We start from the raw sequence: 21437 nt of genomic DNA on the forward strand, positions 1-21437 counted from the left end.
TCTTATTTAGGTAGTATCAATAACATAACGCGATAAAAAAATAAGACTCAAGACACTTAAGGGAATAAGGGTTAAGCTTTTGAAAAGTAAAATATTGCCGACCAGCATTAAAGGAAAGGTGGTTGGTTTACCCACCAGTAAAACCACCCAGCATGCTGCTAAAAAGAAAGCTGCAGAGATTGCCAAGCATTATGAAACCTATTTTCATCCACTTGTTGCGCTCAGCGACGAAGATGTAGAAAGTGTCTATCACCTTCGTCACGATGTTTATTGTGAAGAGTTAGGCTTTGAGCCGGTTAACCCGCAAAAAGTTGAACGCGATGAATTTGACGATTACTCTGATTATTGCTTAGTGCGACACAAGTCTTCAAATACCTACGCTAGTACCGTACGAGTTGTGGCCCCGTCAGGCGAGCAATTACTACCTCTGGAAAAATATTGCGAAGGTGCTATTACCGATGAGGAATTACATCCGCAAAATTTTGCTCGAGAAGACGTTTGTGAAATTTCCCGTTTAGCATTAAGAGCAACATTTAGACGACGTAAAGCCGACAAATTTAAAGACTCAGCGGTGGGCGGGATTAACATCAACGAGCTCTATGAAGAAGAGTTGCGCTGCTTTCCTTTTATCACCGCCAGTATGTATCTAGCCGCTACAGTGTTGGTAGAGCGCCATAATATCAAACATGCTTATGTGATGATGGAGCCTCGCTTAGCTCGAAGCACCGCGCTGTTGGGCATTAAATTTCAACAAATTGGCCCTGTTGTTGAGTACCATGGACAACGCGCGCCATACTATATTACTGCTGAAAAGATCCGCAGTGATTTGCCCATTACCTTAAGGCCATTAATGGATATGATTGAGCGCGAAGTTAATGCTTCTCTTTCTATGTCACAAGTGGTGGGGGCGCAAGAAAGTATTCTGTATCGAGGTAATTCTTAATACCTTTCGCTACTTACGAAAGGCATTTTGATAGGCATTTATCAGTCGTTGACTCAGCTCGTGTTCGGGCTGAGTAAAGAACTCTTCGGTATGCTTAAATTCTACGGCTTTGCCTTGTTGCATCACCAGTACCTTATCTGAAAAATGTCTAACTAACCCTAAGTCATTGGATACAAAGATATAGCTGATTGCAAATCGTTGCTGAAGCTCTAGTAATAGGTTAATGATTTGCGCTCTCACCGAGACATCAAGGGCTGCAATGCTTTCATCAATAACAATGATTTTGGGGCTTAAAATTAACGCTCTAGCAACCGCAATACGCTGTTTTTGACCACTAGATAGCATACTGGGGAAAAACTCGGCGTGCTCTTCTAATAAACCCACTAATTTTAAGGTAGCAATTACTTTTTGCTGTTGCTCTTGTTGCGACAGCGCTGTATTCAGAATAAGTGGTGCAGACAAAATTCGACCGATGTTAGAACGCGGGTTGAGCGAGCTATTTGGGTCTTGAAATATCATTCTGATTAAGCGGCACCGGCGGGTGTAGTCGCCAAACTTTAAAGCCTCGCCGTTAACAAAAATATCCCCGTTACTCGGTTTGTTGATGCCTGCTAATACTTTTGCCAAGCTAGATTTACCAGAACCGGATTCACCAATTATCGCTAAGCTTTCACCCATGTTTAGCTCGAAACTTATGTCATCGATGGCTGCAAAACGTTGCCTGCTCAACCAACCTTTGTGAACATAAACGTGTTGAGATAAGTTTTTTACGTGCAGCAAATTAGCCATTATTGCTTACCTTTTTCTCTAAGTTTAAAGGGTAGTGGCAAGCATATTGATGACCTTTCACCTTTTTAAGTTTGGGTTGAGTAACACATTTTCGCTGCGCTTTTGGGCAACGCGGGCCAAGTCGACAGCCAATCGGCAAGTGTTGTAAAGCGGGAATTGAGCCGGGTAGGCCAGGTAAAAATGCTTTGCGCTCAAAAGGTTTATTAAATTGTGGTGCTGAGCTAAGTAAAGCTGAGGTATAAGGGTGCCTAGAACTTCCTACCACTTGATCAGAACGACCCACTTCTACCATTTGGCCGCAATAAATTACGCTGATGGTGTCAGCTAAGTCGGACAGTGTGTTTAAGTCATGACTAATCAACAAAATGGCGGTGTTATTCAGTTTATTTAGTTTGTGTAATAAGCGTAATATTTGGCTGGCTGTGGTTACTTCCATGGCTGTAGTTGGTTCATCGGCAACTAATAACTTAGGCTGCCCTGCAATGGCCATGGCAATCATAACTTTTTGGCAAAGCCCATCCGATAGCTCATAAGGGTAGCTGCGCATTACCTTGTGGTGATCTTTAACACCTACTTTATGCAGTAAGGCTTGCGCTTGCTTTTTTCGCCACTGGAAACGTCGCCAAAATCCACCTTTAATATTGTGGCAGGGAATGGCTTCCTCAATTTGTTTACCAACCTCTTCCGAGGGGTCTAAACATGAGCTAGGTTCTTGAAATATCATCGCAATTTCATGGCCTAGCACTTTGCGCCGTTGGCGGGTAGTTAAGGACATTAGGTCTACGTCACCCAGGCGCATGCGGTCGGCTTTGATGGTCCAGCTGGGTTTCGTAACCCCTAATAATGCTTTGGCAATTAAGCTTTTGCCTGAACCAGACTCACCGACTAAGGCCTTTATTTCGCCCTCTGCCATGGTAAGGCTAACTCGATCTACCGCTTTAACTATTCCTGCGGGTGTGTTGATTTCAATAGTTAGGTTGCGAATATCTAGTAAAGCCATTAGTCGACTCCTTGAATCATCGCTTGGCGTAAACCTTCACCTACCATATTCACACTAAGAATACTGGTCATGATGACGAAGCCGGGTAGGGTCACTGTCCAAGGCGCAGAAAAGAGTAAATCTTTACTTCCACCTAACATGGCGCCCCATTCTGGTAGTGGCGCCTGAGCTCCAATGCCAATAAATCCAAGGGCGGTAATATCGATAAGTGATGAGGAAAAGCTGCGACTAATTTGAAAGACAATTGAGTCAGCAATATTAGGGAGCACTCCATTTTTCAAAATACGGTAGTTAGTAGCACCATCTAGGCGAATCGCCGTAATGTACTCCTTTTGAATTTCGCTTGAAACGGCAATATAGGTAAAGCGAATAAACTGCGGGATCTGCGCTAGGGCAATCGCAATCAATGTATTCTCTAAGCCGGTTCCGAGAAAAGACACCACCATAATTGCAATTAGCAGGGAAGGAATCGATAACGCGGTATCCATTACGTGGTGTAGCACGCTCGATTTAATTCCACGGCTCATGCCAGAAAGAATGCCTACGGGAATACCAATTAAAGCGGCAAGCGTTACTACTATAAAGCCGCCACCAAAGGTTAATTGGCAACCATAGATTAAGCGGCTGAGTAGATCTCTGCCTAAGTCATCAGTGCCTAGAAAGTTGTCTACATGGCCCTGTTGATTCCAAGATGGAGGTTGTAATAAGTTGTCACCTTGATAATCCAGTGGGTAGGGCGCAATCAGCGGCCCGAACAAGGCCAGCACTAAAAAGCCAAGTAACACCCAAAAACCAACCATCGCAACAGAGTTATCTCTAAAACGGATCAGTACCTGCTGCAAGGCACTGGAAATAGTCGTTTCAGAAAATACATTAGTGCTGAGCATAAACTTCTCTTCGACGCAGTGGGTGGATGAGTGCGGTAAACAAATCGGTTAAAACAAAGGTGATAATCACTAAGGTTGCTACAGCTAACATGCCACCTTGAATGGCAATGTAGTCTTGCTGATAGATGCTTGAAATCAACCAACGCCCAATGCCCGGCCACGCAAATACCACTTCTAGCACCATTGCCATAGTTAGCACGTTGCCAAATTGCAAACCTAAGCTAGGAAGAATAGGGGGGAGCGCGTTGTGTAAGGCATGGCGAGTGACTATTTGCCATTTCGACAAGCCCTTTGTAGCAGCGGCTTTAATGTAATTCTCACTCATTACTTTAGCCATAGAGTTGGATAGCTGGCGAATAACCTCTGTAGTGGGCACTACAGCCAGTACTAGGGTAGGCAAAGCTAAGTGGCTTAATATGCTCATTAGTGCTGGCCAGCGGGCTTGAGGCTCTAACCACATCACGTCAATAATGCCAAAACCGGTTACTTGAGGAATTTCCAACAGCAAGTCATAACGCCCTGATACGGGGAACCATCCCAGTATTAACGAGGAGTTCATGACTAGGAGTAGCGCAAGCCAAAAGACCGGAATGCTGTAACCCACCATTGTCACACTTAAAATTAGGTTTCTAATCCAGTGCTGATGGTAAATTCCGGCTAAGGTACCTAGCGGTATCCCAATAATAAACGACAGCAAAAAAGCAGAAAAACAAAGCTCTAAGGTGGCAGGGAGAAAACTCACCAGTTCATCAAATACCGGCTTGCCGCTAATGCTGGATACACCCAAGTCACCATTGATATTTTGCAAAACAAACAATGCGTATTGTTTAAACCAAAAATCATCGGACTCAACTAACAGGTTTTGATTCTGCTGAAAAATAAAAGCAATCAAGTTGATGATTAAGAAAGTAATCACCAGTAGGTTAATGCGGCGAATCAAATATCGGAGCATGGCTTACTTCCTATAGGCGTTGTTGAACGAAACGCCTCCAAATGGGTTCCAAGTAATACCGTGAACGCTGTCATTATAGGAATACATTTTTAATGCATGGGTTAAAGGTAAAATAGGCACATCTTGTTCGATTATTTTTTGGATTTTGTAATAGTTTCTTACTCGGTCGGCAAGGCGCGGAGAAGCGGTTGCAGCATTGAGTAGCTGTTCAAAGTGGCCATTACACCAACGGCTAAAGTTATACCCTTGTTCTACCGCATCACATGAGAATTGCTGTCTGAAAAAGTCATCGGGGTCACTGTTATCGGTAGACCAGCCAACCAATAATAAATCGTAGTTTACTTCTGGCGCGCGCAAATAACGGCGTAATACTTGCCAATCTAACAGGCGCACGTTGACTTGATAGCCATCATTCACCAAATCGTTTCGGATTAATTCAGCCGTTTTTCGTGGTTGTGGGTTATAGCTTTTAGCTTCATTTAATACCCATAACTCTATGGGTTGTTGCTTGGCTTTTTCAATGTAGGGGTAAACCAGGTGGTCTTGCTCTGGTGAACGAGATTGATGGCGGTAAGCCCAAGAAGAAGGAGAAAGCACGCCATTGGCAATGTCTGCAGTTGATAAATAGACCGAGTCTAGAATCCGCTGCTTATTTACCAGCCCAGCTACATTTCGGCGAATTCGTACGTCGGCAAAAGGAGGCTTTTGAGTATTGAATGCTAAGTAAGAAACATTGAGTCCAGCCTGCACCGAGACCAACAGTTCTTCACGGGCTTTAAGCACTTCAAGCTGGTTTGCTGCTGGCTGCGCCATAATATCGCATTGACCGGTGAGCAACTTGGCTAAGCGAATAGAAGAGGTTGGGGTTATATCAAATACCAACTGCTGCATCGGCGGCGCACCACGCCAGTGTAACCAATGGCGGTAGTATCGAATAAAGTGGTCTTTACGCTGGTTAACGTAATAAAACGGCCCGCTGCCAATGGGCAGTTGATCGAGCAGCACAAGTTGGTTTGATTGGCTGAGTTTATCGGCATATTCAGCTGATAGAATTACAGCATAGTCGCTGGCCAGGTTTGCCAAAAATGCCGCATCTGGTCGCTTTAACTCAAATTCAACACTGCTATCAGACAGCTTAGTGAGTTTACGAATATTGCTGCCAAAGCCAATATTATTGAAAAAGGGATAATCGCCGTTAGCCAAGATGTAAAGTGGATGTTCGGGATCTAGAATGCGTTCGAAACTCAACATCACATCATCGGCATTTAAGTTGCGCGATGGGCTAAAGTAATCGGTTTTATGAAAATGAATACCTTGGCGTAAATAGAAACGATAACGCAGCCCGTCTTCGCTTACCTGCCAGTTATTAGCAACACCGCCAACCAGTTGCTGAGTAATGGGATCAACTTCAACTAAGCGGTCATAAAGGTGTCGCGATGTCACCGCAATCGCATTGATTGAGCTTTCAAGTTGTGGATTAAAAGTATGCGGTGCGGTTTCGGTACAATAGACTAAACCAAGCTTTTTTACGTCTTTTTGCTGGTCACAGCCAAGTAGCAAAAAAGCCAGACACATCACTGTGCCAATTGAGAATGCATTCATGAGAAGCTGATATCCTGATAACTGCTTGATAATTTACCATTAACCATCTGCTTATCTCAACCAATGAAAGGCTTAGCCTTGAGTATTAATGTGATGTTTTTTGATCAAACCCCTTAGTTGATGGTAGCTGATCTGTAAGGCTTTAGCGCTGGCTGTTTGTTTGTAATGATGGTTTGCTAAGGTTTCACTAATTAATTGCTTCTCAAAGTCGGCCACTTGTTGATTAAAATCGAGTTGCTTGGATCCAATTGGCGAATCTTGTGGAGCTTGCTTTAGTGGGCGCCATGGCGAAGCAAAAGGGTCTAGGTTTAATGCATCAACTAAACCTTGGTTATCACTGTTCTCTACCACCGCTCGCTCTACAACGTTTTTAAGTTCACGAATATTGCCAGGCCAAGAATAATCATTTAATTGTGTTAGCACCGTTGGGCTAAAACTAGGGACCTGGGAAAAATTGAGCTCTCTAGCCATTTTGTGAGCAAAATGCTCGGCTAATAGTTGAATATCTTCGACGCGGTGGCGTAATGGCGGCAAGGTAATCACCGCGAAAGATAATCGGTCTAGCAAATCCGCTCTAAAATCCCCTTGCTCTACTAACTCTGGCAGATCTTGGTTAGTGGCACACACTAATCGAACATCTACCTCAATTGATTTATTACTGCCAAGGCGTTCAATTTTGTTGTATTCGATAGTGCGTAATAGCTTTTCTTGCACTTCATTTGGCATGTTGGCCAGTTCATCTAAGAACAAGGTGCCTTTATCTGCTTGTTCAAATCGGCCAATACGTTGTTGAGATGCCCCGGTATATGCGCCGGCTTGATGCCCAAATAGCTCAGACTCAATCAAGTTTGGGTTCAAGCTTGCGCAGTTTAAGCTTAAATAGTGTTTGTCCCAGCGCTCCGACAAAAAATGTAAGCGTTCAGCAATCAGCTCTTTACCGGTGCCCCTTTCACCAATAACCAGAACGGGTCGGTTTAGCGGAGCTAAGAGTGATACCTTGTCTAACACCTCCAAAAAACTAGGTGCCTTACCTAATAGGCTAGGGGAATCCATTTGGTCTCTCTGACTAAAAGTTGGTTGATATAACTATATAGTCATTATTGAGTTTTGTCATTTATCTATAAAAGTCATAAATATCAGTTGCTTGATAACTTGGCATGCGACTTGTAAACAATTATCTCGAAAACATACATTGATTTTTATTCGACATTATTAGGAGTCCCCATGGGAATGTTTAGCCGCTTAACAGATATTATTAACTCCAACATCAGCACCATGTTGGATAAAGCTGAAGATCCGCAAAAGATGCTACGCCTTATCATTCAAGAAATGGAAGACACCTTGGTGGAAGTGCGTGCTAGTACAGCAAAAGTATTGGCCGATAAAAAACAGCTGATACGTAAAATTGAGCATTTAGGAGAGCAAGCTGAAGATTGGCAGGATAAAGCTGAACTTGCCTTAAGCCGCGAGCGAGAAGATTTAGCACGCTTGGCATTAGTTGAGAAAAAACACTTACAAGAGTCAATTAAGCAGCAGCAAAAAGAACTAGGCTTAGTGGACGATAGTTTGTTGCAGTTGCAGCAAGAGATTGAGCAGCTAGAGCTTAAATTAAGCGAATCAAGAAATCGTCAAGCTGGTTTATTAGCTCGTCAAACCACAGCCAAAAACCGCCATGCAGTAAGACAGCAGCTAGATAACGAACGCGCGTTAAAAACGCGAGAAAAATTTGAACAGTTTCAAGCTAAGATCGATCAACTTGAAGCGCGCGCAGAAGTATTTGGTAAGGAAGGCGATAACAACCCTGACTTAAACAAGCAATTTGCTGAGTTAAGTGCTGACGCTGAAATTGCCGACGAGCTAGACAAGCTTAAAGCCAAGTTAGAGCAAAAATAGGAGAATTTATGCTTACCGTATTGGTGACGCCATTAATTTTGTTTATGGCCATAGTGGCCCCACTGTGGCTTATTTTACATTACAAGAGTAAGCGTCAGGTAGAACATGGAATTAGTGAACAAGAGCGCGAGCAGCTAAATACTTTAGCTACTCGAGCCAAAGATATGTCAGCGCGCATTCATGCTTTAGAGAATATTTTAGATGAAAGCGTGCCGCATTGGAGGGAGCGCTAATGTTTGATAAACCGCTATATCGCGACCCACAAAAAGGAAAAATTGCAGGGGTGTGTGCTGGTTTAGCACATAGCCTTGGCGCCGAAACATGGTTAATTCGAATCATTGCTGTGACTTTGGCAATTACTAACCTCGGACTATTTTTTATTATCTATGGTGCAGCGTGGTTGTTTATGGATAAACGCCCCAGTAATTTAAGAGGGGATGAGGGAGTAACCATTAAGTCAAAAGTGTGGCAACGTGGCGAAACGCCTAGTCAAGCAGTTAGCGAGCTAGAGCACCAGTTTGATGATTTCGAACAGCGTTTACGCAAAGTAGAAAAAGTGGTCACAGCACGAGATTTCGAGCTTCATAGTCAGTTTAAAAACCTCTAATTCAAGCGCATCTTGCAAATACCTAGTTCAAATTAACTCAAGTGAATGTTAAATGACGCTTGGGTTAAGCTTACTTTTTTGGTTAGACTAAAGAAGTATATACACAATTGGACAGTCTAACTCACTGGTCCGATAGGGAAATAGGAGTGCTTTTTGCGTTTAGTATGGATAGTTGGAGAAGGCGGTATGTGGTGTTGCTGTGAGTTTTTACAGGCCCTACAGCTGCTGTCTGCATCACTAAAAGAGCAAGCGGCAACAACATGCGCATAGAGTTAAACTGCCAACAAAACACCGAAGTTTTTAGCGCGGTTCTCGGCGTTTTAGTTAAACATGGTTTAGCGCTACAAGCCATGCAGAGTGTCGACACTGGGCACTTGTTTCTTCACCTTACCGAATTAGAGCTTCCTCTAACACAGCAATTGCTTAGTGAATTTCGTTGCCTCAATGGTGTTTCTGATGCGCGTATTGTGTCGGCCTTACCTTCTGAAGTTGAACACAAAGAAGTTCAAATTTTATTAGACAACGTACCTTACCCAGTGGTGCTGATTGATAAATCTGGAGAAATTCGCCAGTTTAATCAGGCTTTTGAGCAATCCTGCGGTGATACTCCTCATCCTCTTACCAACAGCGATATAAGCAAATTCTTGCGTGGATTTAGTGTCCAACGTTGGTTTGGTAGTGGTTCCGGTAAGCGAGAGCTAGTAGAAATTCAGCTGAGCGGCCGAGTCTACATGGCTGATATTATTCCGCTGTCAGAAACTGCACTGTTTTCGCATCTACCCGGCGCGATCATGCTGTTTAAGTCAGCCCATTGGTTAGAGGCTAGCTTCGACTTATCGCAAATTGAACTTGGGATTAGTGAAGGGCGTTTAGTTGCAACTAGCGATGAGACCAGCAATGTTCTTAATAGCTTAAAACGTTTAGTTGAACACCCAATGCCAACACTATTATTCGGAGAAGCGGGAGTTGGCAAGCGCTTTTTAGCACGTTTGTTAAACGAGCTTTCTATGGGCAGTGATGAGCGCTTTCACGCGGTGAGCTGTCATAACCAAGAATATAGTTTGTCTGAGCAACTAGCAGAAATTGCAGCTGAACAACCCAATACGGTGTTGTTAAGCAATATCGAAAAGCTTAAAAGCAGCGAAGTTGAAGATGCGGTTAGCTCTTTAAGCGCGCCTCAGCTTGGGATTAAACACCTGCTGTTTTCTAGCCGCTATACGCCTGAACAATTGGCTGCGCTATGGGGAGGCGACTGTTATTACTCGCTAATTAAAAATAGCATTAATGTTCCGCCACTTCGTCAGCGAAAAGAAGACATTGTGCCATTGGCGCAATCTTGGTTGGATTTTCAGTACGCTAAACACCAAGAAGTTCCGCCACCTCTAAGCAGAGAAGTAAAGCGCTACTTAAGTTCTTTAAGTTGGCCGGGCAATATTCCTCAGCTTTATCAAGTGCTGCAAGACTCCTTGGATATTGGCAGTATGAAAAAATGGCAAGTGAGTGACATTAAATATCATCATGAAAAAGTGGTAGACAATGTCAGCATAGAGAGCTTGCTGCAGCAAGATTATCACTCTGCCATGGGGGAGTTCGAACACCTGCTGTTAAGTTATCATTATCCTCAGCACCCTAGTTCGCGACTATTAGCGAAAAAGTTAGGCCTGTCTCATACCGCCATCGCCAATAAATTACGTGAACACAATATTCGTAACAAAACCGACTTAGATAATTAAGCATACTTTAGTATGTTAGCGTTAGTCACCGAAGCTAAGGCTTTCGGTGGCTACCTAGCTATATCTGCAAACTGTTAAATTCGTCTTCAGCTTACTGCTTTGTTTCGAGTGTTAAGCAATCCCTTTGCAAAATTAAAGCTTTTAGTAAAAACAGCCCCGAAATAGCCCTTGAATACGCGATCGGTGGTTTACCCGTGCGCTGGTTTTGCTATGATGCGGCAAGCAAAAAAATAAACTAATGCAACGGAGACGCAAACACAATGAACACTTATAAGATCGCCTTATTGGCCGGCGACGGCATCGGCCCAGAAGTAATGAAACAAGCGGTCAAAGTATTAAAAGCAGTTGAAGCGCGTAACCCTGAAGTAGCATTTGAGTTAAACGAAGCACTATTTGGTGCAGTAGCCTACTTCGAAACGGGTAAATCTTTTCCTGCTGAAACCATCGCTATTTGTGATGAAGCAGACGCAATCTTAAAAGGCACCATTGGCCTTAACCACGAAGATTCTAAAAAAATTCCAGTAGACGAGCAGCCAGAACGCGGCGCGCTACTGCCTTTACGTCGTCGTTACAATACCTATGCTAATTTTCGTCCAGTGTACCTACCTCAAGAATTAGCTCACTTCTCGCCACTTAAGCCTGAAGTTATCGGCGAAGGTATTGATCTTATGATTATCCGCGAGCTAGTGGGTGGTTTGTACTTTGGTGAGAAAGAAGTAGGCAAAGACGACAACGGTAAGCGTTATGTTCGTGAAGTACTTGAGTACGACGAAGACCAAATTCGCGACATTCTAAAAGTAGGTTTTGAAACAGCTCAGCGTCGTAAAAAAGTGCTGCATAACATCCACAAAAGTAACGTACTTAAATCAAGCGTGTTGTGGAATGAAATCCTAGAAGAAGTAGCAGTAGACTACCCAGATGTAGAAGTTAAGCACATTTTGGTTGATGCGGCGGCTACTTACTTATGTTTAAACCCAGGCCAATTTGACGTAATGGTTATGGAAAACATGTTTGGTGATATTTTAAGTGACCAGGGCGGTGGTATTTTAGGTTCATTAGGCCTTATGCCTTCAGCGTGTGTTGGTCCAGAGAAGTCTTACTACGAACCATCTCACGGCAGTGCTCCAGATATCGCGGGCAAAAACATTGCTAACCCATATTCAATGATTGGCTCTGTAGCATTAATGCTAGAAATGAGCTTTGGTATGGAGCAAGAAGCGAAGAACCTATGGCACGCAATGAAGTCGGTGTTTGCTAATGGTTACGGTACGCCAGACCTAGCCAAAGGTGAAGATGCAAAACTTATCGATACCGACGCCTTTGGCGACATGGTAGTTGATGAGCTAAACAAAGCACCTCGTGTCTAATTCGTAGAATGCCAAAAACCAGCCTACGGGCTGGTTTTTTGTTATAGCGCTTCAATCAGTCAGTGCGCAATGCATGGTTAAGTGTATTGTAAAAACCAAGCTGGATTTAACTACCATGAAAAAATCAACCAAAATAGTGAGTGCTGGTCGCGATAAAAAGTGGACCCAAGGCTTAGTAAACCCTCCGGTATCTCGTGGTTCTACCGTTGTATTTAATAGCGTTAAAGAGATGAAACAAGCTACGGCTAAACGTCATGATAAAACCTTGTTTTATGGACGTAGGGGCACCCAAACCCACTTTGCCTTTCAAGAGGCTATGGTGGAAATAGAAGGCGGTGCAGGCTGTGCGTTGTATCCTTGTGGTACGGCTGCAATTAGTGGTGCGCTGTTGTCTTTCTTGAAGCATGGTGACCACTTGCTAATGGTGGATACTGCCTACGAACCAACTCGCGACCTTTGCGACAAATTGCTTAGCCGCTATGGCATAGAAACCACCTATTATGATCCAATGATTGGCGGTGCTATCAGCGAGTTAATTCAAGCCAATACCAAGGTGATTTTCTTGGAGTCTCCAGGCTCTTTAACCATGGAAGTGCAAGACTCTCCAGCGATTGTGGCTGCAGCGCGAGCGGCAAACCAAGATATCGTGGTGATGTTAGATAATACTTGGGCATCGCCAGTTAACTTTAGTCCTTTTGATTTCGACATCGATATTTCTATTCAAGCGGCCACTAAGTACATTGTGGGGCATTCAGACGTAATGTTAGGCACCGCGGTGGCTAATCAACGTTGTTGGGATCAACTGCGCGAAAACTCTTATTTACTGGGTCAGTGCACTTCACCAGACGATATTTATTTAGCAATGCGCGGAATGCGTACCTTGGGTGTGCGTTTGGCACAGCATCAAAAAAATGCCTTAGAAGTGGCTAATTGGTTAGCACAGCGTGATGATGTTGACCATGTTCGCCATCCCGCTTTGGCAAGCTGCCCTGGCAATGAGTTTTTTGAACGTGACTTTCAAGGTTCTTGTGGCTTGTTCTCCTTTGTCATGAAAGGCGGCAATCAAGCGGCATTAACCGCGCTATTAGATGGAATGGAACATTTTAAAATGGGCTACTCTTGGGGCGGTTACGAAAGCTTGATCATGGGAGTGAATGGGGTAGAGAAGCTACGCACTGCTACTCAATGGAAGGCTGAAGGTACCTTGATTCGTGTTCATATTGGCCTTGAAGACACCAGCGATTTAATCGCCGATTTAGACGCTGGCCTTGCGCGATTTAACGCTGCCTTGTAGTGGTTTATTTTATCGCTGTTTATAAGTCGCCCTAGGGCGACTTTTTTGTGGCTAATTATCACAATTTGATAACATTTGCCCAATCGGCTTGTTGCTTGAAATTTGCTTTGTTAGCGTTAATGCATAATTAAAGCAAAGGAATGCACATGCTACTTCAAGCAACTTTAAAATGGTCCACCACGCTGTTATTAGCGTGTTTACTTGCTGCCTGTGGGGGTGGAGGAGGAAGTGATGGTGGAACGTCTTCACAGCCCTTAACCGGCGCGCAGCTATTTAGCCAAGCGGATCCTGCCGGTAATCAATTTTCTTGTAGCACTTGTCATGCTACCAGTGAAGATGCGCAAGGCTTAGATGCGCAGCAACTTCATCGGCCGGCGCATTCTTTGTTAAACGCAACCCGCCGAAATGCCTTTTATAATGGTACGTTTAGTGAAGTGATTGATGCGGTAAACAATTGTCGAGTTGATTGGATGGATGCAAGCCCTTATGTTAGCGACAGTAATGATTGGTTGGCATTAGAAGAATACTTAGCAGGCTTGAGCGATAGTGGTGATGCAACAGAAATTGCCTTTAATCAGGTCGCTGCCGTTAGTGATTTTAGTGCAGCGGATATAAGCGCTGGGCATGATCTATTTAATCAAACTTGTGCTACTTGCCACGGACAAAATGCCGCAGGGACCGGGCTAGCAAGAACGCTTGTCGGCAGCGTCTTAAGTGCTCAACAAGTGGCTAATAAGGTACGTAACTCTGGGCCAACTACCAGCAGTTATTTCACCAACCTCTCAGGTGGTAACATGCCGTTTTGGAGTGAGCAACGACTCAGCGACCAAGAGCTAGTAGACATTGCAAGTTATGTTGAAAGCATTAATGGGCCGCAAAGCTTTAGTTGTAATGCTAGCGACCACCCTAAAGTTGGCCAAGTTGCCATGTTAAGCACACTTTCTCACAATGTGAGCGGGCGGGTAGAGATCATCGACAATTGTACAATTGAAGTCACCGAATTCAATTACGATGGTGGTGGTCCAGACGTACTATTTTATGGTGCTCCAAGCAGCGATTATACTCAAGGTGGTTTTGCTATCGGCGATATTATTAATGGCCCGATGTATAACAACGATACTCTAAGGTTAAGCATAGCCAACGCCCAACAGTTAGATCAGCTAGCCGGCATTAGTGTATGGTGTCGAGATTTCAGCGTAAGTTTTGGCGACGGTTTATTTAATTAAACACTAGGGGCTGTTTATCTTTCGAGATGATTTTTTCGCGAACAAAATTTAACCGCGAAAGATAAACAGCGCCTTTTAAATCTGCCAGTTACTCACAAGGCTGAGGTTTCCCAATGCCATAACCTTGCACAAAATCTACGCCTATTTCTTCTAACACTGCGTGAATTTCCGCATCTTCTACAAACTCAGCCACGGTTTTCATATTCATTAAATGTGCAATGGCATTAATCGACTCAACAATGGCGCGGTCGGTAGGTTGTTTAACAATATTGACCACCAAACTGCCGTCAATTTTTAGATAATCAACTGGTAGGTTCTTCAAATAACCAAATGACGAAGCACCGCTGCCAAAATCGTCTAAGGCAAAGCGAACCCCAATTGCTTTCATTTCTCGAATGAACTCAAGTGCACGTGAGAGCTGTGATATTGCTGCGGTTTCGGTTATCTCAAAGCAGATGTTTCTAGGGTTAACTTGCGAGCTTAGTAATAGCTCTTTAACCCGATTTACAAATTCGTCATTACTTAAGCTAAGACCCGACAGATTTATCGATACCACTGTATCACCTTCGGGAAAGTACTGCTGATAGCGCTCGAATACCGTTTTTAAAACCCACTGGTCAATAATGGTTATCACGCTGTGTTTTTCTGCAGCAGGGATAAACAAATTAGGAGGAATGGTTTTACCTTGTTCATCGCGGTAGCGGATTAAAATCTCATAATGTTTGTGGCTATCTTGTTGGCCTATTGGCGCAATAACTTGCTTGGCTAAGTAGAATTGGTTTTGCTCTATCGCTTGGGCAACATTGGCGATGTAGCCCATTTGTTGTTCTTCATTAAATAGCTCATCATCGTTTAGATTGGCAACATAAACTCGACCACGGCCGGCTTCTTTGGCTTTGTAGCAAGATAGATCGGCTTTACTAAGTAACTCGGTGTCGTTTAATGCGCCATTAATCGGCACCATGCCAATGCTCACACCTACATTAAATAGCCGTTGATTCCAATGAAAGCGGTAGCTATCAACTTGTGCAATAACTGATTCGCACAATTGCTGGGCATCGCTGAGGCTTTTGTTTGGCAATATTAGGCCAAACTCATCACCGCCTAAGCGGCCTACAATATCTTGGTGTGTGGTGCAGCGTTTAATTACGGTGGCAACTTCGGCCAACATTGCGTCACCGATAAGATGGCCTGCAGTATCGTTAACCAGTTTAAAGCGGTCTAAATCTAAAAAGCATAAAAAGCCACTAACAGATTGCTGCTGAGATTGCTGCACATAAGTTTTAAGCTTTTCATTAAAACTAGAACGATTGATTAAACCTGTTAATTCATCATAAGCGGCTTGATAAGCGAGCTTTTTACTTAACAGGTGTTCTTCTGTAATTTCTTTGCTAATGCCACGATAACCAATGTATAAGCCGTGTTTATCAAATACTGGCTTACCATTAAGCAGGAATATTTTTATGTCTTTACTGGTTAGCTTTAGCTTAAAAGTTAAGTTGTTGATGGGCTGCTGGTAGGCGAGGGCTGCTTCATATTCAAGCCACGGAAAGCTTATGTTGGGATCGTGTTTGCACAGCTCTGCCAAAGTTTTACCAATAAGTTGATTGGGCTCTTGTCCATACAGAGCTTGGGTTTCGCCAGATATATAACTAAGGCGTTGCTCGGTATCTGTTTCCCAGAATACATTAGCACCAGCATTGGCTAAATCTCGGTAGCGGGTTTCGTTTTCGGCGAGGATATGACGGGTGATACTGCCGCGCCTAATAACCTCGGCGAGTAAGATGATGATTAGAATGCTCACAATAAATGCCGACACTACTAGGCGAACCATCAACTTGTATTTCTCGTAAAAGGTTTCTTCTTTGTTGATGATTAAAGCGTCTTCGGGCAGGGAATTGAGTTTAAAACTGTGTTCGTTTAGTTGCTCCCAGTTAAATACCCACTGGCTACGCGCTAAGGTGATGGGCTCAATGCTTTCTATTGGTTCGTTGCTTAGAATGCGTTTTACTAGCTCGGCTGCGCGCATCGCATGTTGTCGGCCATCAAGCTCATCTGCTCCCACCGCGCCATACTTGAGTGTGGTTATGGCAATGGTGTAAATCGGGTTATTAGTCCAAGTCACCAACTGCTCGGTGCCTTGGTTCCAACTTAGTAGCGCATTGTTTTGGTTTGGGTTGATGAGTTGCCCTAGTAACAGAACAGGCACATTACTGGAGAACTGGCTGAATACTTCGCTGATATCATCTAAAGATAACTCTTCAATGACATGAATATTACTTGGTGCACCAGGTTTACCAAACACCGTGCGCGCTTTGGCTAAGTTCGCTAAGCCTGTGGCACTTTTGTCAACAATTAGCACCAGCTCATCAACTCCGCTTTGGCTTTTGATGCTGGTGATGGTGCTGGCAATATCGCGGTTTTCAAATACTCCGGTCATATTTGGAGCATCGAGAACGTCTTCTGTTACTCGATTAATGCCTAAATAAACGATGGGGGTGCTAGTAAAAAATTCGTTTCGATGATGGCGGATTAAGTTGAAAGCAGGGTCATCGGAAATAACAATAACATCTAGTTCAGTGCTGGCATATTTGGTCTTGAGATACTTCAAAAAGCTTAGATTGAACTCACCTTGTGGATAGCGTTTAGCATCTAAGTATTCGTGGAATAATCGAGTATCTTGATCTTCTTTGAACGAGCTGTCTAAGCCCTTTTTGAGATACCCCGTCCAAAAATGCTCTGCATGGTAAGAGTGGATAATTAACACATTGTTGCTAGCCTGAGCGGCAAAACTTAAGGCTGCAAGTAGTGCAAATAAAGGCAATATACATTTAATCAGATATTTTAGGATACTCGAGTTTTGCAAATTGGCTCCCTGCCTTAGCATTGTATTAGCTATCCCTAGATACAGTATCAACATGAACGTCTATTAAGCCTAAGCCATTGTTTGATACTTGCTCACTGATTTAAATAATCGCACAATGTTTATGATATATCGTTATTTGCGTAAGTGCTTATTAATAAAGCGTGAACTTAATTACAGCTTTGCTTAGCGGCTTAAACAACAGGCCTACTAATCACAATGATTACTGTAATTATCGCCGTGAAATTTAGTGGTTTTTGAGCAAGTTACTTAGATTTAAATTGCGCTAATTTCTTTAAGCTGCACAGTGTCATCATGCTAAAGCTCTGCAATATACTTTTGTAGTTATGAGGCTCTCAGGGCTTTAGCTTTTGTTGTTGATAGTTGGCGAGTAATTCTTGATAAGCATCGGTTTCTTTTACTTGTTTTAAAGCCTGCTTAAATTGCTCAATCACTGTATCGTCTACGGCTTGATTAAAGGCATAACAAAGCTGTTCTTGGTTAAGCAGCCATTTTACTTCGTAGTTGCTTAGCGAATAGCTATTTTGTTTGGCGGCGTGCCTAATGGTTTGCTCGGTTCCTGCAATAAAATCAACTCGGTTGGCTACTAGCAGTTTTATTAGGTGATGGTAGCTGTCGGTGAGCATTAAACTAGCATCGTCTACTTCATTGTTCAGCAACAGTTGCTCGCCAACATCGGCTCGTAAAACGCCAACCTTTAACTCATTGAGTTGCTCAAGTGACTGAATGTTTGGCGTGCTATCTGCTTTGCCTAGCAGCACAACACTAACGGTATCAATTGGGCAAACCCACTTAAAATATTGTTTACGCTTGGCAGTGAGAACCGTTGCAAACAATACTGTGTTTGGCTTCTGCTCTAATAAATAATAAGCACGCTCCCAAGGCATCACTTTAATTGCTTGCTCGGGATGCTCCATCTGTTGCCACATCAGTTTTAATAGCTCAACCGCGAAGCCCTGAGCTTGTCCTTGCTGGTCCAGATAGTTAATAGGGTAGGCATCTTCTGTTAAATAGCTCAGTTTATCTAGCGCGGCATAGCAAGATAAACTAAAGCAATATAGACAGAGAAGGGTAAACAAGCGCTGCATAGTTCTACTCTACGAATAACAATTCGTTTAAGTATAGAAAGTGAGTTACTAAGCTTGCTAGATTTCTGCTAAATGTGCGCTAAGTAGAGCTTTAAGTAATTACTCAATAGGCAATCGCACACAAAACTCCACGCCGCTGTTGTCGGTAAAATTGCGAGCACTAATGGTGCCACCATGAAATTCTGTTATTAACCTAGCAATATACAAGCCCAAACCTAAATGTGGTTTTTGTTGAGCTTGTTGGCTGCGAATCGATACCATTGATTCAAAAATCTGCTCCACCATGTTGTCGGGGAGGGTGGGCCCATGGTTGCTTATTAGCAATACGGCATCTTTGTTGTCTTGCTGAAAACTGACTTTAATGGCCTTATCGGGAAGACTAAATTCCATCGCATTGGCCACTAATTTATCCATTAACTGAGCAATGTATTCCGGCACACCGGTTATCAGCATGGTATTTGGGCTAATATCGCAGTCGAAGGCCTGTTCAGGGTAAGTGTACTGGTAGCCTTGCATGCAACCAGAGACTACCTTGTTTAGTGGAAATTCGCTGGTTTCTGCTTGAGATAGACTTTGCTCTAAACGGGTGGCTTCGCTCATGTTGTTGAGGATCATGTTTAGGCGATTTACCCCTTCTTGGGCCCGGTCTAAGTATTTTTGCGTATCCTGATCATGCGTTTTTAAACTTAAGTGCTCTAGCGATGAACGCACTACTGCAACCGGTGTTCGTAGTTCGTGAGATAGGCGCGAAGACATATTTTCTAAATAATGGGTATATTGCGCTAAACGGCCAACAATATTGGCGAAGCTACGAGAAAGGTCACCAATTTCGTCACGGTCTTTAGAGCCTTGCAACGAGGCTTTAACCCTTCCTTGGCTATCAATGGCTTTTTCTGCTTGGTCGCGTAGTTTGCGAATGCGGCTAGAAATGCTGGAAGCAAACAAAAATAGCGATAGTGTGCCCACTCCCATCACTAGCAGAATAATGTTAAACAAGCGCTCTAAAGCACGATTACGCAAGGTACGAATGCCGTTGGTGGTTTCCTCTGCTATTACTACCCCCATCACTTGATCGTCTATCCAAATTGGGCTGGCAGCGGCCAATACCACGGCTCTACCATCGGGGGTTAAACGCCAAGTAGAGCCTGGTTTTCCGCTCAATGCTTGCTTAATGTGGCTGCCATCTAATTGGGTGGAGTCTTGTAATGAGTCAACAAAATCTTGAGGCGGTTTGGTTAATACCTTGTAGTAAAGAGGGTGAAGGTATTCGCTGGTGAATTTGTTCCACCAGCTTTCTTTGTTTATTGGGCTTAAGCTACGAGCCCAAATGCTTTGGGTGCTTCGAATGTCGCCAGATTTTGCTAATACGCGGCCATGTTTATCAACTACCCAAATGCGTGAGCTGTTGTGGCTCATGCCTTTAATAATGCTTTCTATTTCAGGAGAAGGGACCAGTACTGTGCCAAGTTTATCCACTGTATCAATGGCCGAAGTACCAACGATTGAAACCAATTCTCGCTTGGGCGTGCGGTTTACATCATAGATAGAAAAGCCTAACTTGCTGCCCACCATGCTAAGAGGGATCCGTAGCTCAATATTGTAGCCTTTATCCGTTTTTAGCCATTGCCCCTGAATTTTAACCTCTGGTGTTACGGGAGTAGTTTGGCTTGGGTCGAGCGGTAGCTCAAAAGCGTTGATCCAACCATCTTCGGTTGTGGCAACAATATAGCGGCGGAATTGACCGTCGGGAGCTAAAGTTGCAATCGCTAAATGGTCGTTATTATCTACTCGTAAGGTGTTTTTACCTCGGTAAACCACATCGCTATCGGTCACTTCAAAATAGGCGTATAGGTAACGGCCAAATTTACCCACCATGTGAGTAAATTCGCTAGTTAAAGCTGTATTGGGATCTGCTTGATAAATAACATGTTCTTCACCATAGCGTAGCATGCGATGCTGATATTCCTGCCAATCGTTGAGCTTGCCATCGAGCTGAATTGGGCCAGACAAAGGATAAGCATATAAATCACGGCCTTTTTGCACTTGGCTTAAAAAGCTGGCTTGGCTGTTAAACAGTTTTGGCCGCTCATGCAAAGCAGTAGCAAGTGCTTGAGTGGTACCCTCTAAAGTCTTTTCCTGACCTAAACGTAGGTATTTTTCCATCTCCCAGACATATTGATAGCCCAACCAAGGCAGGCACAACAAAAACAGTGACAAGATGGTGACTTTGGCGCGTAGGCCAATAGGTAATACAGGTAGCATTAGGCAAGGCTATCCCAGCGGTAACCCATGCCATACACCGTGTCGATGCACTCAAAATTTGGGTCTGCGGCTAAAAACTTTTTACGGATCCGTTTTACATGCGAGGTAATGGTGCTGTCATCTACAAAGATTTTTGCTTCGGTCATTAGCTCTTGCCGGCTGCGCACATGTCCTGGACGTTTGGCTAAAGCATGCACCATCCAAAATTCGGTCACAGTGAGCTCGATGGTTCGTTGATCCCAGGTTACTTGCATGCGATTGCCATCAATGGCTAAGGGGCCTCGTTCTAACAAGTTGTTCTCTTCTGGGGCTGCGCCGACTAATTCTGAGCGGCGAAATAACGCAGCTATGCGGGCAACTAGGTGTGGGAAGCTAATATCTTTGGTGAGGTAATCGTCGGCACCTAAACGCAAGCCACAAACGGTGTCAAAGTCGCTATCGCGAGCGGTTAAGAAAATAATTGGCAAGGTGCTAGACATAGCACGCAGTGATTGGCACAAGGAAAAACCACCGTCTATTTCATCTTCTAGACCAATATCAATAATCGCCAAATCGGGCAAGCGGGTGTTAAAAGCGGCCAATGCCGTAGGCCGGTTGGCATAGGCTTGCACACTGTAGCCTTGTTGTTGCAATACGTCTTTGTAGTTTTCGCGGATCGCCGCTTCATCTTCTACGATGGCAATTCGTTTCATATTGATACTTAAGTTCTAAGCTGCTGACTTGCATAGACTATACATTATTTTTAAGCGCCTTTGGGGGCTTCGGGGTAATTGCCATTTTGTTGCCACAATTGATAAGCGAACTGCCATTTTTACCGCCTGTTAATGCCATTTCAGCGGTGTTTAATTGATTCATCGAAAGGGCAAGCACAAGCAAGCCTATTAAATTAAACACACTGAGAAGGACATAC

The 21437-nt window shown here is 43.7% G+C and carries 18 protein-coding genes; 8 read left to right on the top strand and 10 right to left on the bottom strand.

The window, feature by feature from the left end:
• The first annotated feature begins 79 nt into the window (after positions 1-79).
• A complete protein-coding gene (locus OAG1_RS08705; RefSeq protein ID WP_227981214.1) occupies positions 80-943 on the top strand; it encodes a PEP-CTERM/exosortase system-associated acyltransferase in 864 nt (287 codons plus the stop codon).
• 9 nt (positions 944-952) lie between these two features.
• On the opposite strand, the gene OAG1_RS08710 is transcribed toward OAG1_RS08705, so the two are convergent.
• From OAG1_RS08710 to OAG1_RS08735, 6 genes are all read right to left on the bottom strand, one after another.
• Positions 953-1732: an ABC transporter ATP-binding protein gene (locus OAG1_RS08710; protein ID WP_016402618.1), complete on the bottom strand. Its 780-nt coding sequence runs from the start codon at positions 1730-1732 to the stop codon at positions 953-955.
• Entirely contained in the window at positions 1725-2732 is a 1008-nt protein-coding gene (locus OAG1_RS08715; protein ID WP_016402617.1) for an oligopeptide/dipeptide ABC transporter ATP-binding protein, read from the bottom strand. Before OAG1_RS08715 ends, OAG1_RS08710 begins: the two co-directional genes overlap by 8 nt.
• Positions 2732-3619, bottom strand: coding sequence for an ABC transporter permease subunit (locus OAG1_RS08720; protein WP_152781047.1), 888 nt, complete (start codon positions 3617-3619; stop codon positions 2732-2734). Before OAG1_RS08720 ends, OAG1_RS08715 begins: the two co-directional genes overlap by 1 nt.
• Complete coding sequence (locus tag OAG1_RS08725; protein ID WP_338625780.1) at positions 3606-4571, bottom strand: ABC transporter permease subunit; 966 nt, start codon at positions 4569-4571, stop codon at positions 3606-3608. The genes OAG1_RS08720 and OAG1_RS08725 overlap by 14 nt, the downstream gene beginning before the upstream one ends.
• Positions 4572-4574: 3 nt before the next feature.
• Positions 4575-6173, bottom strand: coding sequence for an ABC transporter substrate-binding protein (locus OAG1_RS08730; RefSeq protein WP_338625782.1), 1599 nt, complete (start codon positions 6171-6173; stop codon positions 4575-4577).
• A 72-nt stretch (positions 6174-6245) separates the two neighbouring features.
• Complete coding sequence (locus OAG1_RS08735; RefSeq protein WP_338625784.1) at positions 6246-7226, bottom strand: sigma 54-interacting transcriptional regulator; 981 nt, start codon at positions 7224-7226, stop codon at positions 6246-6248.
• A 171-nt stretch (positions 7227-7397) separates the two neighbouring features.
• On the opposite strand from OAG1_RS08735, the gene pspA reads away from it, so the two are divergent.
• From pspA to OAG1_RS08770, 7 genes are all read left to right on the top strand, one after another.
• A complete protein-coding gene (gene pspA, locus OAG1_RS08740; RefSeq protein ID WP_338625786.1) occupies positions 7398-8066 on the top strand; it encodes a phage shock protein PspA in 669 nt (222 codons plus the stop codon).
• Positions 8067-8074: 8 nt separating this feature from the next.
• Positions 8075-8299, top strand: a complete 225-nt coding sequence (gene pspB / locus OAG1_RS08745; protein WP_338625788.1) for an envelope stress response membrane protein PspB — start codon at positions 8075-8077, stop codon at positions 8297-8299.
• On the top strand, positions 8299-8673 hold the full coding sequence (gene pspC / locus OAG1_RS08750) for an envelope stress response membrane protein PspC (RefSeq protein WP_016402610.1): 375 nt from the start codon (positions 8299-8301) through the stop codon (positions 8671-8673). Before pspB ends, pspC begins: the two co-directional genes overlap by 1 nt.
• 260 nt (positions 8674-8933) lie before the next feature.
• A complete protein-coding gene (locus tag OAG1_RS08755; protein WP_338625791.1) occupies positions 8934-10406 on the top strand; it encodes a TyrR/PhhR family helix-turn-helix DNA-binding protein in 1473 nt (490 codons plus the stop codon).
• 260 nt (positions 10407-10666) lie between these two features.
• On the top strand, positions 10667-11773 hold the full coding sequence (gene leuB / locus OAG1_RS08760; protein ID WP_016402607.1) for a 3-isopropylmalate dehydrogenase: 1107 nt from the start codon (positions 10667-10669) through the stop codon (positions 11771-11773).
• 115 nt (positions 11774-11888) lie between these two features.
• Positions 11889-13067 (top strand): cystathionine beta-lyase, encoded by a 1179-nt coding sequence (locus OAG1_RS08765; RefSeq protein WP_152781037.1) that lies wholly within the window; start codon positions 11889-11891, stop codon positions 13065-13067.
• Between the two features lie 146 nt (positions 13068-13213).
• Entirely contained in the window at positions 13214-14293 is a 1080-nt protein-coding gene (locus OAG1_RS08770; protein ID WP_338625795.1) for a DM13 domain-containing protein, read from the top strand.
• An 88-nt stretch (positions 14294-14381) separates the two neighbouring features.
• Here OAG1_RS08770 and OAG1_RS08775 read toward each other — a convergent pair whose 3' ends face one another.
• From OAG1_RS08775 to pdsR, 4 genes are all read right to left on the bottom strand, one after another.
• Positions 14382-17159, bottom strand: a complete 2778-nt coding sequence (locus tag OAG1_RS08775; protein WP_338625797.1) for an EAL domain-containing protein — start codon at positions 17157-17159, stop codon at positions 14382-14384.
• A gap of 353 nt (positions 17160-17512) precedes the next feature.
• Entirely contained in the window at positions 17513-18265 is a 753-nt protein-coding gene (locus OAG1_RS08780; RefSeq protein ID WP_338625799.1) for a transporter substrate-binding domain-containing protein, read from the bottom strand.
• A gap of 99 nt (positions 18266-18364) precedes the next feature.
• Positions 18365-20527 (bottom strand): proteobacterial dedicated sortase system histidine kinase, encoded by a 2163-nt coding sequence (gene pdsS, locus OAG1_RS08785; protein WP_016402602.1) that lies wholly within the window; start codon positions 20525-20527, stop codon positions 18365-18367.
• Positions 20527-21219 (bottom strand): proteobacterial dedicated sortase system response regulator, encoded by a 693-nt coding sequence (gene pdsR / locus OAG1_RS08790; protein WP_016402601.1) that lies wholly within the window; start codon positions 21217-21219, stop codon positions 20527-20529. Before pdsR ends, pdsS begins: the two co-directional genes overlap by 1 nt.
• Positions 21220-21437 lie beyond the last annotated feature (218 nt).

Origin of the sequence: Agarivorans sp. OAG1, from assembly GCF_037076485.1 — a bacterium.
Lineage (GTDB): Bacteria > Pseudomonadota > Gammaproteobacteria > Enterobacterales > Celerinatantimonadaceae > Agarivorans > Agarivorans albus.

Bases quoted from the DNA above. Each gene is read 5' to 3' on its own strand.
- OAG1_RS08710 (WP_016402618.1), bottom strand. From the start codon at position 1,732: ATGGCTAATTTGCTGCACGTAAAAAACTTATCTCAACACGTTTATGTT.
- pdsS (WP_016402602.1), bottom strand. From the start codon at position 20,527: ATGCTACCTGTATTACCTATTGGCCTACGCGCCAAAGTCACCATCTTG.
- OAG1_RS08735 (WP_338625784.1), bottom strand. From the start codon at position 7,226: ATGGATTCCCCTAGCCTATTAGGTAAGGCACCTAGTTTTTTGGAGGTG.
- pspC (WP_016402610.1), top strand. From the start codon at position 8,299: ATGTTTGATAAACCGCTATATCGCGACCCACAAAAAGGAAAAATTGCA.
- OAG1_RS08730 (WP_338625782.1), bottom strand. From the start codon at position 6,173: ATGAATGCATTCTCAATTGGCACAGTGATGTGTCTGGCTTTTTTGCTA.
- OAG1_RS08765 (WP_152781037.1), top strand. From the start codon at position 11,889: ATGAAAAAATCAACCAAAATAGTGAGTGCTGGTCGCGATAAAAAGTGG.
- pspA (WP_338625786.1), top strand. From the start codon at position 7,398: ATGGGAATGTTTAGCCGCTTAACAGATATTATTAACTCCAACATCAGC.
- OAG1_RS08720 (WP_152781047.1), bottom strand. From the start codon at position 3,619: ATGCTCAGCACTAATGTATTTTCTGAAACGACTATTTCCAGTGCCTTG.
- OAG1_RS08725 (WP_338625780.1), bottom strand. From the start codon at position 4,571: ATGCTCCGATATTTGATTCGCCGCATTAACCTACTGGTGATTACTTTC.
- OAG1_RS08755 (WP_338625791.1), top strand. From the start codon at position 8,934: ATGCGCATAGAGTTAAACTGCCAACAAAACACCGAAGTTTTTAGCGCG.
- pspB (WP_338625788.1), top strand. From the start codon at position 8,075: ATGCTTACCGTATTGGTGACGCCATTAATTTTGTTTATGGCCATAGTG.
- leuB (WP_016402607.1), top strand. From the start codon at position 10,667: ATGAACACTTATAAGATCGCCTTATTGGCCGGCGACGGCATCGGCCCA.
- OAG1_RS08780 (WP_338625799.1), bottom strand. From the start codon at position 18,265: ATGCAGCGCTTGTTTACCCTTCTCTGTCTATATTGCTTTAGTTTATCT.
- OAG1_RS08770 (WP_338625795.1), top strand. From the start codon at position 13,214: ATGCTACTTCAAGCAACTTTAAAATGGTCCACCACGCTGTTATTAGCG.
- OAG1_RS08715 (WP_016402617.1), bottom strand. From the start codon at position 2,732: ATGGCTTTACTAGATATTCGCAACCTAACTATTGAAATCAACACACCC.
- pdsR (WP_016402601.1), bottom strand. From the start codon at position 21,219: ATGAAACGAATTGCCATCGTAGAAGATGAAGCGGCGATCCGCGAAAAC.